Here is a 13,286-nt window from a genome sequence, read left to right as displayed (position 1 = left end):
CTCCTTGGGAAATTTCGGGGATGGCGGCGTCAGGCCTGATACGGGGCCGTTGCCGAGGACGGGGTAGCCATCGCGGGGCCGACCGTGCCGGCGAGCGCGACCGATCCGACGAGGATGGTGGCGACGATCGCGACGAGCAGCTGCGGGAGCGACGTGCGGTTCTTATACTGGTTGTCCATAGTGGGTCTCCCTGTTCGTGTCTGGTGCCCCGTGGGGCGATGCCAGAAGCTTTGCAGGGACCGTGCCAAATCGAATATCGGCGGAAATCCGTACCTTGCTGCAAGGTGAACGAAATGCGCCTTGCCAACCTCTGGGATTTTACGCCAAGCCTTGGCAATGGAGCGAACCACGCAGGTCATCGGGCAGTCAGGCGCGTTTCTCGACGCGCTCGAACTCGCGAGCCGCGCCGCGGCGCTCGACCGCCCGGTGCTCGTGATCGGCGAGCGTGGAACGGGCAAGGAACTGGTCGCCGAACGTCTCCACCGCCTGTCGCCCCGCTGGGACCAGCCGCTGGTCATCATGAACTGCGCGGCACTGCCCGAGACGCTGATCGAAGCGGAACTGTTCGGTCATGAGGCGGGCGCGTTCACCGGCGCGACCAAGGCGCGGGCAGGGCGGTTCGAGGAAGCGCATCGTGGCACGCTGTTCCTCGACGAGCTCGGCACGCTGTCGATGGCGGCGCAGGATCGGTTGCTGCGCGCGGTCGAATATGGTGAGGTCACGCGGATCGGATCGTCGCGGCCGATGCGGGTCGACGTCCGGATCGTCGCGGCGACCAACGAGCATTTGCCCGACAAGGTCGCGCGGCATCAGTTTCGCGCGGATCTGCTCGACCGGCTGAGTTTCGAGGTGGTGACGTTGCCGCCGCTGCGCGCGCGCCGGGAAGACGTGATGGTGCTGGCCGACCATTTCGGGCGGCGGATGGCGTCGGAATTGCACCGTGAGGACTGGCCTGGGTTCACCAAGGCGGCGGAAGCGCAGCTGGAGGGCTATGGTTGGCCGGGCAACGTCCGCGAATTGCGCAACGTGGTGGAACGCGCGGTCTATCGCTGGGATCACGATACGCCGATCGACGACATCGTGTTCGATCCGTTTCACTCGCCGCACCGCCCGACGACATCGCTGGCATCCGTCCCGTCGAGCGCCCCGTCCGTCGCAGCACCCGAGGCGGTCGACGCCCCGCCGCCGCCCTGCGCGGATCCGGTCCAGCCGATGGATTACAAGGCGCGGCTTGCGCGGTTCGAGTGCGAAATGCTGCAGACTGCGCTGGCGGACAACCGCTTCAATCAGCGCGCGACCGCCGAGGCGCTGGGGCTGAGTTACGACCAGTTGCGCCACGCATTGAAGCGGCACGGCCTGATTTCGAACGCTTCTTCCGAATCGGTTGCGTAACGAGCAGCTGGGACCCATTTCGCCCAAGCGACGTTGGGTGAGCGACCCCGTCATTATCAAAGGAGACGAGCCTTGGCTTTCGAACTTCCCCCGCTGCCTTATGCCTATGACGCGCTGGAGCCGACGATCTCGAAGGAGACGATGACGTTCCACCACGACAAGCATCACGCGGCGTACACCAACAAGCTCAACGAGGGCGTCGCTGCCGATCCCAAGCTCGAGGGCAAGTCGATCGAGGATATCCTCGGAATGATCTCGACGTTGCCGCCGCTCGTGCGCAACAATGGTGGCGGTTTCTGGAACCACGACTTCTTCTGGAAGATCATGGCACCGGCCGGCACGACCAAGCCGTCGGGCGCGCTCGCCGAGGCGATCGAGACCTATGGCGGCCTCGACAAGCTCAAGGAAGATTTCAACACGAAGGGTGCGGGCCAGTTCGGTTCGGGCTGGGCGTGGGTGATCAAGGATTCGTCCGGCGCGCTCAAGGTCGTGTCGACGCCGAATCAGGACAACCCCCTGATGGACGATGCCAAGGACAAGGGCACTCCGATCCTCGGCAACGACGTGTGGGAGCACGCTTATTACCTGACGTACATGAACGACCGTCCGGGCTATCTGAAGGCCTGGTGGGACGTCGTGAACTGGGACGAGGCCGGCAAGCGCTTCGACGGCGCGAGCGCCTGAGGTTCCGCGCCACCCCGGCCCGTCCGGGGTGGCGAAACGAGCAGTTGCACGAAATGCACTCGTTAACGCTCACATTGCAGTTGATCTAATCCCTGCTGCACTGCACAAAGAGTGTGCCTTTCAGGCATCCTCTCCTAAAACTTTTACGGCCGGTCGAAAGACCGGCCTTTTTTTTGTCGAAACCGCTGCTATGGTTCTGGTGCTGTCGTAGCGCCGGACAAAAAATAGAAACGCAGGACGAGGGACGCCGCCGGAAAGACCGGCAACGGCGACACGATTGCCGGGGGATCGAGCAGAGTTTGCTCTCCCCCGCGATTTCTCTTCAAACTAGTCGCTGGATCACCGGATCATGCCCCCGCGCGCCGAAGCCGCGGCTTCGCGAGTCGCGATCTACTCCTGCGGCGGGATCGGCGGCTCTTCGCCCATCTGAAATCCATGCTTCATCAGCATCGGCACGTTCGCAAATGCGAAAATCAAGGTGAGGGGAATCACGCCCCACAGCTTGAACCCGAGCCAGAACCCGTAGCTGAATTCGTGCCGGACCACCTCGTTCAGCACCGCGAGGCAGGCGAAGAACACCGCCCAGTTGATCGTCAGCTTGCGCCACCCGGTTTCGTTAAGGCCCGGATAGGCCGAATCGAGGAAAAGGCTGAGCAGCGGCCGCCCCGTGACGAGCCCGAACACCAGGATTGCCGACAACATCGCGTAGATGACGGTCGGCTTGATCTGGATAAATTCCTTGCTGTGGAAATACAGCGTCAACCCGCCGAACACGAGCACCAGCGTGCCGGTCATCCACAGCATCGGGGAAATCCGGCCGGATTTGACGAGCGAATAGATCATCGCTGCGACGCTCGCGACCATGAACGCCGCGGTCCCGGCGATCAGTTTCACCATGTCCAGACCAGGGGTCAGGAAATTGACGAGGAAGAAGATCGCGATCGGGCCGATGTCGACCGCGAGGCGCTGGCCCGCGGAAAGCGGGGGTTTGGACGGAAGAGAAGGGGTGGTGGTCATTTGCGGACCCCTTCCACGCCCGCGATGATCCGCGCAACCTCGTTCGAATCGAACGGGCGCAGATCGCCCATGCCTTCGCCGATCCCGATCGCATGGATCGGCAGGCCATACTTCTCCGCCGCCGCGACGAGCACGCCGCCGCGCGCGGTGCCGTCCAGCTTGGTCATGACGAGGCCGGTGACGCCCGCCGATTCCTTGAACACCTCGATCTGGTTGAGCGCGTTCTGCCCCGTCGTCGCATCGAGCACGAGCAACACGTCATGCGGCGACTCGACGTTGAGCCGCCCCAGCACGCGGCGGATCTTGGACAGTTCGTCCATCAGCTCGCGCTTGTTCTGGAGGCGACCGGCAGTGTCGACGATCAGTACGTCGATGCCGGTCGCGGTCGCCTGCTTGACCGCTTCATAGACGATCCCCGCCGCGTCGCCGCCTTCCTTGCCGCTGATGATCGGCACGCCCGCGCGCTCCGCCCAGGTCGCGAGCTGGCCGATCGCGGCGGCACGGAACGTGTCGCCCGCCGCGAGCATCACGCCGTAATCCTGTTCCTTGAGCAGATGCGCCAGCTTGGCGATCGTGGTCGTCTTGCCCGAACCGTTGACGCCGATGACGAGGATGACGTGCGGGCGCGGGAAGCCGGTGATTTCGAGCGGGACCGCGACGGTGTCGAGCACCTTCTCGATTTCCTCGGCGACGACGAGGCGGATGCCGAGTTCCTCCATGTCGCGCTCGAACACGCCGGTCGACAGGCGGCGGCGGATCCGCGCGGCGGTCTCCGGGCCGAGATCGGACGCGATCAACGCTTCTTCGATCTCGTCGAGCGTCTTCGTGTCAAGCGGCCCGGTGCCAAGACCGGCCAGATTGCCGATCAGGCGGTCCGACGTGCGCTTGAACCCGCCGAGGAGTTTGTCGTGCCAGCTTGGGGTCATGCGAGGGTCTCTTGTAAGATACTATGCGGACTCGCCGCGGGCCGGGGCTCAGTCGAGCTGTTTGACGTTGCGTAAGGAAGCGCCGTTGCGGTGAGCATGCTACCGTCGCTCCCGGTGATCCGCACCTGCCCGACGGACCCAACGGGCAGCGAATCAAACCGCGCCTCGGCGAAACTGCCGATATGCCCGCGGTCGCCGGGACGCTCGACGAGGACGTCCTGCGTCGTGCCGACCAACCCGTCCAGCCAGACCGCCTTGCGAACCGCCGCCGCCGCGCGCAGCAACGCAGCCCGACGCTTGCGGACCGGAACCGGGACTGCGGGCATCCGCGCGGCGGGGGTGCCGTCGCGCTCCGAATACGGGAAAATATGCGCGTGGACGATGTCGCAATCGTCGATCAGCGCCAGCGTGTCGGCGAACATCGCGTCATCCTCGGTCGGGAAGCCTGCGATCAGATCCGCGCCGATCGCGATCTCCGGCCGGGCGGTCTTGAGCCGATCGACCAGCGCCACGCTCTCGGCACGCGCGTGGCGGCGCTTCATCCGCTTGAGGATCATGTCGTTCCCCGCCTGGAGCGAGAGGTGGACATGCGGCATCACCCGCGCTTCCTGCGTCAACAAGGCGAACAGCCGGTCATCGATCTCGACTCCGTCGAGCGACGACAGGCGCAGGCGCTCGAGCGCGGGCACATGCCGCAGGATCCGTTCGACCAGCAGCCCGAGGCTCGGCGCGCCCGGAAGGTCGGGGCCGTAACTGGTCAGGTCGACCCCGGTCAGCACGACTTCGCGATGCCCCGCATCGACCAGCCCAGCGATCTGGTCGATCACCGCGCCCGCCGGGACCGAGCGACTGTTGCCGCGCCCATAGGGAATGACACAAAAGGTGCAGCGATGGTCGCAGCCATTCTGCACCTCGACAAAGGCGCGCGCGTGCGTCGCGAACACGGCCGCCAGTTGCGGCGCCGTGTCGCGTGCGGTGAGCATATCGCCGACGACCACCGCTTCGTCCGAAGCCCACGCCGCAGCCGAGCGTTTCTCGACGTTACCGAGCACCCGGTCGACTTCGGGCATCGCCGCGAAGCTCACAGGGTCGATCTGTGCGGCGCACCCGGTGACGACGATCTGCGCGTTGGGTCGGTCGACGCGTGCGCGGCGGATCGCCTTGCGGGTCTCTGCAACCGCGCTGTTGGTGACCGCGCAACTGTTGATCACCACCGTATCGCCGCCGACCGCAAGCGCGCGAATCGCTTCGCTTTCTGCGATATTGAGACGGCAGCCAAGGCTGATGATCCGCGGTTCGGGCATGGCGGCGATCTAGGGACGGTACGGGGCGAAGTCCATGCGTGGCACGCCCCCCGGTTCAGGCGCTACGCCGCGTGTCCGTACCGGATACGGCAGCGATCCCGGCTGCGGGCTTCTGCAACAGGCGGCGCTCGGCCAGCAGGCGGCGCGTGTTCGCCACGCTCATCGGCTGGCCGTAGAGGTGGCCCTGTCCCATGGCGCAGCCCAGCATGCGCAGGCGCTCCTCGATTCGGATGTCCTCGATCCCCTCGGCGGTGATCGGCAGATTGAGGCTCTCGCCCAGGCGGGTGATCGCCGTGACGATCGCGGTGCTTTCCGCGCTGCGCTCGATCGACATGATGAGGCTGCGATCGATCTTGACGTGATCGAACGGCAGCGCGCGCAAATGCGCCAGCGCGGAGAAGCCGGTTCCGAAATCATCCAGGGCGATCCGGACTCCCTGATTCTTGAGGCTTCCGACGATCGACTGGGTCAGGGCAAGATTGTCGATCAACGCGGTCTCGGTGATCTCGATCTCGAGCCGGTTTGCCGGGAATCCCGTTTCGGTCAGGACCTTGATCACCTTCTGCGCCATCCACGCATCGCGGAACTGGAGCGGCGAGAAGTTGACCGAAAGCGACAGGCCCGCATCCCAATCCCGCGCCGCATGAAACGCCTGCTGCATGAGCGACATCGACAGGTCGCTGATCAGCCCGGTCTGCTCGGCGATCGGAATGAACACCGAGGGGCTGATCATCCCTCGCGTCGGATGCGCCCACCGGGCGAGGACCTCGAACCCGGTAATCCTCCCGCTCACCAGATCGACCTGCTGTTCGAAATAGGGGACGATCTCACCGTTGGGGATTGCGTTGCGCAATTCGGTTTCAAGGTCGTTGCGCGCCTTCAACTCGCGCTCCATCGACTGGTCGAACCAGGCGAACCGGTTGCGACCGGCGTTCTTCGCCGCGTACATCGCGGTGTCGGCCGACCGCATCAGCGCATCGAAGCCAGCGCACCCGGTGTCGGACCGCGCAATGCCGACGGAGGCCGAGATATGAAGATGCAGGCCATCGGCATGGAACGGGCGCGCCAGCCGCGTGACGATGGCTTCCGCCACCTGTTCGACTTGCGCGGGCAGCATCGGATCGAACGGGAATGCGCAGGCAAATTCGTCGCCACCCAGCCGCGCTGCCACCGCAAATGGAGGCATCGCTTCGGCAATCTCGCGCGCGACCGCCTTCAGCAACGCATCGCCCGTGGCGTGCCCATGCAGATCGTTGACCATCTTGAAGTAATCGAGATCGAGCAGGAGCAACGCCATCGCGGTCTGGCGACCCGTGGCTTGTCCGAACCCGGTGGCCTGCCCGAACATCTTGGCCCCGGTTTCCGCGAGGCTGCGGCGGTTGAGGAACCCGGTTAGCGGGTCCTTCGCGGCGAGTTGATGCGCGCGTTCCTCGGCGGCGGCGCGCACGTCGACCTCACGCAGCAAGAGACGGTTGTGCCGCCAGCCGATCAGGATCAGCGCGATGTTGAGCAACAGTGCGATCACCAGCGCCTGGTCGATCTGTTCGCCGCGACCGAGATAATGTTGCAGCGCGTTGGACATGGCTGCGCTGCCGAGCGCGACGAACAACAGGATCGCCCCAGTCGTGATGGCACCATTGACCACGCCGGGCGCCAACGACGTCCGGACGCTTTCTGCCTCTTCCTGACGGAATCCTCTGTCGCGTCTCATCATTTAGGATCAACCTTCCGTGCGTCGCCCATCTCACGGGATACATGTACAGGTGGTTAAACCCCGAGAGTTGCAGCGACGAACGCGTTGATGTAAGGGACGAACCGATCGCTCCACCGTGAAGCGTGAAGGCTGTCCTGCGGGACTACGCCGGCCGACGAGGTTTCGTCCGCCGGCGCTCTTTGCGTTACGCGGCGGATGCGCTGAATTGGAAGGGTTTTTTCGGATGTTCGAGAGCCTGAGCGACCGCCTTGGCGGTGTGTTCGATCGGTTGCGGGGGCGCGGTGCGCTGACCGAGGCCGACGTGCGTGCGGCGATGCGCGAAGTCCGAGTCGCGTTGCTCGAGGCCGACGTCGCGCTGCCGGTGGCGCGCGATTTCGTCGATCGCGCGACCGAGCAGGCGGTCGGCCAGAACGTGCTGCGTTCGGTCACGCCGGGGCAGCAGGTCGTCAAGATCGTCAACGATGCGTTGGTCGAGATGCTGGGTGCGGAAGCGTCCGAGCTCGAACTCGACGTCTCGCCGCCCGCGATCATCATGATGGTCGGCCTGCAGGGCTCGGGCAAGACGACGACGACCGCCAAGATCGCGCTGCGCCTCGCCAAGCGGCAGGGCAAGAAGGTGCTGATGGCGTCCTTGGACGTCAACCGCCCGAACGCGCAGGAGCAGCTCGCCGTGCTCGGCACGCAGGCCGAGGTTTCGACCCTGCCGATCGTCGCGGGGCAGCAGCCAGTCGATATCGCGCGGCGCGCGGTGCAGGCGGCGAAGCTGCAGGGCTTCGACGTGCTGATGCTCGACACCGCGGGTCGTCTCCACGTCGATCAGGCGTTGATGGACGAGATGCGCGCGGTCGCCGAGGTGACGAAGCCGACCGAGATCCTGCTCGTCGTCGACTCGCTGACCGGGCAGGATGCGGTCAACGTCGCGCAGAACTTCTCGGATCAGGTGCCGCTGACCGGCGTCGTGCTGACCCGGATGGACGGCGATGCGCGCGGTGGTGCGGCGCTGTCGATGCGGGCCGTCACCGGCAAGCCGATCAAGTTCGCGGGCATGGGCGAAAAGCTCGAGGCGCTCGAGGCGTTCGATCCGAAGCGGGTCGCGGGCCGGATCCTCGGCATGGGCGACGTCGTCGGCCTCGTCGAGCGTGCGGCGGAAGCGATCCAGGTCGAGGACGCCGAGAAGATGGCGGCCAAGCTCGCCAAGGGCGAGTTCGACCTCGACGATCTGCGCGCCCAGCTTGGGCAGATGCGCCGCATGGGTGGCCTGGGGGCGCTCGCGGGGATGATCCCCGGCATGGCCAAGGCCAAGCAGGCGATGGCATCGGGCGCGATGGACGAGAAGATCCTCGTGCGCTTCGACGCGATGATCACGTCGATGACGCCCAAGGAGCGCCGGAAGCCCGAACTGCTCAACGCCAAGCGCAAGATCCGCGTCGCCAAGGGCTCCGGCACGACCGTGCAGGACGTCAACAAGCTCCTGAAGATGCATCAGGAAATGGCGAACGCCATGAAGAAGATCAAAAAGATGGGCGGGCTGAAAGGCATGGCCAAGCTGTTTGGTGGTGGCGGCGGCATGGGCGGTCTGGGCGGCGGTGGCGGCCCGGATGGCGCGGGTGGCCTCGGCGGTCTCGGCGGGATCGACCCGTCCAAGATGTTCAGCGGCGGTGGCGGGGGTCTTCCCGGCCTCGGCGGCGGCCAGACGAAGCTCCCTCCGGGCTTCGAGAATTTGCTCAAGAAGAAGTGATCGCCATGCGGCCGCAAGCCGCTGGCAAAACCAAAGACCGAAGAAGAAGGAAGTAGTTTACAATGGCAATCAGCATTCGTCTGTCGCGTGGCGGCTCCAAGAAGCGTCCGTACTACCGCATCGTCGTCGCCGATGCGCGCAGCCCGCGCGACGGCAAGTTCATCGAGAAGCTGGGCACGTACAACCCGCTCCTCGCCAAGGACGACGAGAAGCGCATCATTCTCGACGCCGACCGCGCGAAGCATTGGCTGAGCGTCGGCGCGCAGCCGACCGATCGTGTCGCACGCTTCCTCGACGTCGCGGGCATCCGTGAGCGCGCTGCACGCAGCAACCCGAACAAGGGCAAGCCGGGCGAGAAGGCTACCGAGCGCGCAGAAGAGCGTGAGAAGAAGATCGCCGACGCCGAAGAGGCAAAGGCAGCAGCAGCGGCAGCCGCCGCTGAAGCAGCCGCAGCGCCTGCGCCTGCCGAAGCAACCGAAGATGCGACCAACGAGGGCGAGAGCGCCTCGGCACCGGTCGAAGGCTGATGTCGGCCGACTCCCCCGTTACGCTGGCCGTCGTGATCGGCGCGCATGGGGTTACGGGGGAGGTGCGTCTCAAGGTCTTCACCGAAGACCTTGGGCAGTACAAACTGTTCAACGGCGGCGCACTGACGCTCAAGTCGGTGCGCCCCGGCAGCAACGGCGCAATCGCACGGATCGCCGAAGTCACCGACCGCAACGCCGCCGAGGCGATGCGCGGGACCGAGCTGACCGTGCCGCGCTCGGCGCTCCCGCCCTTGGAAGAGGGCGAATATTATCATGCCGATCTGCTCGGCCTGCCGGCGGTATCGCTGGAGGGTGAGGCGCTCGGCCATGTCGTCGCGATCGACGATTTCGGCGCGGGCGACGTGCTCGAGATCGAACGACCCGACAAAAAGCGCTTCATGATCCCGATGAACGCCGAGGCGGTTCCCGAGTGGAACGCGGAGCGCGTGGTCGTGGACGGGGCGTTCATCGTTTAACCTGAATGCGGACGACCGGCGCGTAAGGCCCGGTCAACGCCTTCTGTTCTCCTGCGAAAGCAGGAGCCCAGGGTTACGCGTACCTCGTGCCGTTGTTCTGCTGGACCCTGGGTTCCTGCTTTCGCAGGAACACGGTGGGGGTGTTACGCCGCCTCGTTGAACTGCAGGCTGGCAAGCCGCGCATAGAGGCCATTCTGGCCGATCAGCGCGCCATGCGACCCCTGTTCGACGATCTGCCCATCACGCATCACGATGATCCGCTTCGCCGCGCGCACGGTCGCGAGGCGATGTGCGATGACGAGCGTGGTGCGGTGGTCCATCAACCGCTCGAGCGCTTCCTGCACCAGCCGTTCGCTTTCCGCATCGAGCGCGCTGGTCGCTTCGTCGAGCAGCAGGATCGGCGCATCGCGCAGCAATGCGCGCGCGATCGCGACGCGCTGGCGCTGCCCGCCGGACAGGCGCGCGCCGCTCTCACCGAGGAACGTGTCGAGCCCTTCGGGGAGCTTGCGCAGGAATTCGGCGGCATTGGCGGCCTCGGCGGCGGCCCATAACTCGTCGTCATGCGCGCTCCAGCGACCGTAGCGCAGATTGTCACGCGCGGTCGCGCCGAAGATCACGGTCTCCTGCGGCACCATCGCAATTCGTGCGCGAACTTCCGCCGGATCGGCATCGCGCAGGTCGACACCGTCGATCCGCACCGCGCCCGCATCGGGATCGTAGAAGCGCTGGATCAGCTGGAACAACGTGGTCTTGCCCGCTCCGGACGGGCCGACGATCGCGACCGTCTCGCCGCTCAGGATATCGAGCGAGAAGACGTGGAGCGCGGCGACGTCCTGCCGTGTCGGATAGCGGAATTCGACATGATCGAACGACACCGTGCCGCGCGCAGGAACGGGAAGAACGGCGGGCGCCGCCGGGGCAGCGATCTCGGGTTCTTCGTTGAGCAGTTCCGCAAGCCGCTCGGCAGCCCCCGACGCGCGCAGCAGGTCGCCGTAGACCTCGGTCAGCGCGCCGAACGCGCCCGTCACCAGACCCGCCGTGAAGATGAACGCGGTCAGCGCGCCACCCGTCAGCCGTCCCGCCGAAACGTCCGCGAGCGTCGTCCACATCAGCAGCGTCACCGCCCCGAAGATCAGGCCGATCACCAGCGCGGTCATGATCGCGCGGATCCGGATCCGGCGCTTGGCGGCGGCGAAGCTGCGTTCGACCGCACCGGCGAAGCGTTCGGTTTCGCGCTGTTCCTGGCCGAACGCCTGGACGATTTTCATCGCGCCGAACGTCTCGACCGCCATCGCGCCGATGTCGGCGATGCGATCCTGGCTGGAGCGCGAATAGGCCTGCACGCGGCGCCCGAGGAGCACGATCGGCAGCACCATCACCGGAATACCGAGCAACAGCAGCCCGGCAAGCTTCGGCGCGAGCGCGAACAGCGAGATGATCCCGCCGATCCCGGTCAGCACGTTGCGCAGCGCGACGGACACGGTGGTGCCCACCGCATTCTCGATCTGCGCCGTATCCGACGTCAGCCGGGAGGCGACTTCGGAGGGGCGATTCTCCTCGAACCAGCGTGGCGCGAGCCGGAGCAGGTTCGCCTGGACCGCGGTGCGGATGTCCGCGACGGTCCGCTCACCAAGCCATGATACGAAGTAAAAGCGCACCGCCGTGGCGATCGCCAGCACCGCGACGAGCCCGAACAGGCCGTAGAACACCCGATCGATATGTTCGGAATTGCCCGCCGAGCTGAACCCGCGATCGATGACCGACTTGAAGGTCCATGGAATGTACAGCGTCGTCGCGGACGTCGTCAGCAACGCCAGCAGCGCGATCGTGAGTTGGGCCGGGTAGCGCGACCCGTAATGCCAGATCATCAGCAAATTGCTGAGCTTCCGACGGCCGGGTGGCGCGGTATCGCTCGCATTGGGGTTGGGCTGGGGCGCGGCTTGGACGGGGTCTGCCATGGCGAACGCCTAGCAGGGACGGACGAGCGCCTCAATCGGGGTGCATCGTATTCCTCTGTTGCGCGTAGTAGCGCTGAACGCCATTCGTCCGGTTGCGGGACTGCGGATGCATATGGTGATAGAATCGTAAGCCCGGTATGCTAGAAGGCCGCTTATGCTGTACAATGCCTATGAAATTCAGAAGTCCATGCTCGCCGGAGCGAGCGCCATGGCCGACTTCAGCGCCGGCTGGCTGAGCAACCCGTCCAACCCGTTCTCCTACTTCGGTGGCGGCGCGGTGATGGGGTCGGCGCTCGAGGTGTTCGCGCACGCCGCCGCGCCGCGCGGCAAGCCCGAGTTCGGGCTCGATACAACCGAGGTCGACGGCAAGACGGTTGCCGTGTCCGAGGAAATCGTTGCGCGCAAGCCCTTCGGCCAGCTCAAGCGGTTCGTCCGCGAAGGCGTCGAGACGGGACCAAAGCTGCTGATCGTTGCGCCGATGTCGGGGCATTACGCCACGCTGTTGCGCGGCACGGTCGAGCGGATGCTCCCGGTGGCGGACGTCTACATCACCGACTGGCGCGATGCGAAGCTGGTGCCGCTGTCGGACGGCAAGTTCGATCTCGACGACTACATCGACTATCTGATCGAATTCCTCGAGGCGGTCGGGCCGGGCGCGCACATGCTCGCGGTGTGCCAGCCGTCGGTGCCGTGTTACGCCGCAGCCTGTGTCATGAGCGCGGACAAGAACCCGTGCCGCCCCAAGACCCTGACGATGATGGGCGGCCCGGTCGACACGCGCGAAGCGCCGACCTCGGTCAACACGCTCGCGACCGAGCGCCCGCACAGCTGGTTCAGCCAAAACGTCATCGCGACGATCCCGGCGATGCATCCGGGTGCAGGGCGGAAGGTCTATCCGGGGTTCCTGCAATTGGCGGGCTTCATGTCGATGAACCTCGGCAGCCACATGATGTCGCATTACGAGATGTTCAAACATTTGGTCGTGGGCGAAGATTTGGAAGCGGCCGCGACCAAGCGCTTCTATGAGGAATATCGCTCGGTCTGCGACATGACCGCGGAATTCTACCTCCAGACGATCGACGTGGTGTTCCAGGACCATTCGCTCCCCAAGGGCACGATGACGCATCGCGGACGACCGGTCGATCCGGGTGCGATCACCGATATCGCAATCCTCGCGATCGAGGGCGAGAAGGACGATATTTCCGGGCTGGGGCAGACGCGTGCGGCATTGACGATCGCGACCAATTTGCCGGATGACAAGAAGCGTTATTACATGGCCGAGGGTGCCGGCCATTACGGGATCTTCAACGGGTCGAAGTGGCGCAACAAGGTCGCGCCGGTCGTCGAGGAATGGATGAAAGCGCACGGCTGAGGTTGCTTAGCGCCGTCCCCAGCAATCTGGCGTCAAAATGAACTCGTTTCAGAGTCCACCGCGCTGCGAGTCCGGTCCGAGCCTGTCGCACGGTGGATGCTGAAACAAGTTCAGCATGACGGCAGGCGGGAGGTAAGCGGCGGTCCTTCAATCAACGCCACTCTGGACACGTTTCAGA

12 protein-coding genes are annotated in these 13,286 nt (G+C 65.2%); 6 read left to right on the top strand and 6 right to left on the bottom strand.

Annotated features, from left to right (window positions below; genetic code table 11):
* Nucleotides 1-29: 29 nt before the first annotated feature.
* Nucleotides 30-179 carry a hypothetical protein gene (locus ABIC16_RS14530; RefSeq protein ID WP_277970298.1) on the bottom strand — a complete coding sequence of 50 codons (150 nt, stop codon included), beginning with the start codon at nucleotides 177-179 and terminating at the stop codon, nucleotides 30-32.
* A 157-nt stretch (nucleotides 180-336) separates the two neighbouring features.
* Between ABIC16_RS14530 and pspF the strand changes: the two genes are divergently transcribed.
* Together pspF and ABIC16_RS14520 are read left to right on the top strand one after the other, a co-directional pair.
* Nucleotides 337-1,392, top strand: a complete 1,056-nt coding sequence (gene pspF, locus ABIC16_RS14525; protein WP_354291632.1) for a phage shock protein operon transcriptional activator — start codon at nucleotides 337-339, stop codon at nucleotides 1,390-1,392.
* A 72-nt stretch (nucleotides 1,393-1,464) separates the two neighbouring features.
* Nucleotides 1,465-2,076 carry a superoxide dismutase gene (locus ABIC16_RS14520; protein ID WP_242182054.1) on the top strand — a complete coding sequence of 204 codons (612 nt, stop codon included), beginning with the start codon at nucleotides 1,465-1,467 and terminating at the stop codon, nucleotides 2,074-2,076.
* Nucleotides 2,077-2,466: 390 nt separating this feature from the next.
* On the opposite strand, the gene ABIC16_RS14515 is transcribed toward ABIC16_RS14520, so the two are convergent.
* The 4 genes from ABIC16_RS14515 to ABIC16_RS14500 are packed head-to-tail and all read right to left on the bottom strand — an operon-like array spanning nucleotide 2,467 to nucleotide 7,034.
* Nucleotides 2,467-3,093, bottom strand: coding sequence for an inner membrane-spanning protein YciB (locus ABIC16_RS14515; protein ID WP_277970300.1), 627 nt, complete (start codon nucleotides 3,091-3,093; stop codon nucleotides 2,467-2,469).
* Nucleotides 3,090-4,019, bottom strand: a complete 930-nt coding sequence (gene ftsY / locus ABIC16_RS14510) for a signal recognition particle-docking protein FtsY (protein WP_277970301.1) — start codon at nucleotides 4,017-4,019, stop codon at nucleotides 3,090-3,092. Before ftsY ends, ABIC16_RS14515 begins: the two co-directional genes overlap by 4 nt.
* Nucleotides 4,016-5,323, bottom strand: a complete 1,308-nt coding sequence (gene mtaB / locus ABIC16_RS14505) for a tRNA (N(6)-L-threonylcarbamoyladenosine(37)-C(2))-methylthiotransferase MtaB (protein ID WP_354291631.1) — start codon at nucleotides 5,321-5,323, stop codon at nucleotides 4,016-4,018. Before mtaB ends, ftsY begins: the two co-directional genes overlap by 4 nt.
* 55 nt (nucleotides 5,324-5,378) lie before the next feature.
* Nucleotides 5,379-7,034: a putative bifunctional diguanylate cyclase/phosphodiesterase gene (locus ABIC16_RS14500; RefSeq protein WP_502958352.1), complete on the bottom strand. Its 1,656-nt coding sequence runs from the start codon at nucleotides 7,032-7,034 to the stop codon at nucleotides 5,379-5,381.
* A 226-nt stretch (nucleotides 7,035-7,260) separates the two neighbouring features.
* Here ABIC16_RS14500 and ffh point away from each other — a divergent pair, with 226 nt between their 5' ends.
* From ffh to rimM, 3 genes are all read left to right on the top strand, one after another.
* Nucleotides 7,261-8,775, top strand: a complete 1,515-nt coding sequence (gene ffh, locus ABIC16_RS14495; RefSeq protein ID WP_354291629.1) for a signal recognition particle protein — start codon at nucleotides 7,261-7,263, stop codon at nucleotides 8,773-8,775.
* Nucleotides 8,776-8,837: 62 nt separating this feature from the next.
* Nucleotides 8,838-9,302, top strand: a complete 465-nt coding sequence (gene rpsP / locus ABIC16_RS14490; RefSeq protein ID WP_277970305.1) for a 30S ribosomal protein S16 — start codon at nucleotides 8,838-8,840, stop codon at nucleotides 9,300-9,302.
* Complete coding sequence (gene rimM / locus ABIC16_RS14485; protein ID WP_277970306.1) at nucleotides 9,302-9,778, top strand: ribosome maturation factor RimM; 477 nt, start codon at nucleotides 9,302-9,304, stop codon at nucleotides 9,776-9,778. The genes rpsP and rimM overlap by 1 nt, the downstream gene beginning before the upstream one ends.
* Nucleotides 9,779-9,921: 143 nt before the next feature.
* On the opposite strand, the gene ABIC16_RS14480 is transcribed toward rimM, so the two are convergent.
* Nucleotides 9,922-11,736 carry an ABC transporter transmembrane domain-containing protein gene (locus tag ABIC16_RS14480; protein ID WP_502958318.1) on the bottom strand — a complete coding sequence of 605 codons (1,815 nt, stop codon included), beginning with the start codon at nucleotides 11,734-11,736 and terminating at the stop codon, nucleotides 9,922-9,924.
* 154 nt (nucleotides 11,737-11,890) lie between these two features.
* On the opposite strand from ABIC16_RS14480, the gene ABIC16_RS14475 reads away from it, so the two are divergent.
* Complete coding sequence (locus ABIC16_RS14475; RefSeq protein ID WP_354291628.1) at nucleotides 11,891-13,108, top strand: polyhydroxyalkanoate depolymerase; 1,218 nt, start codon at nucleotides 11,891-11,893, stop codon at nucleotides 13,106-13,108.
* Nucleotides 13,109-13,286 lie beyond the last annotated feature (178 nt).

The organism is Sphingomonas sp. PvP055 (genome assembly GCF_040546365.1).
Lineage (GTDB): Bacteria > Pseudomonadota > Alphaproteobacteria > Sphingomonadales > Sphingomonadaceae > Sphingomonas > Sphingomonas echinoides_A.
Note: the sequence above shows the minus strand (reverse complement) of the source record. Positions and strands in the feature narration are given on the sequence as shown.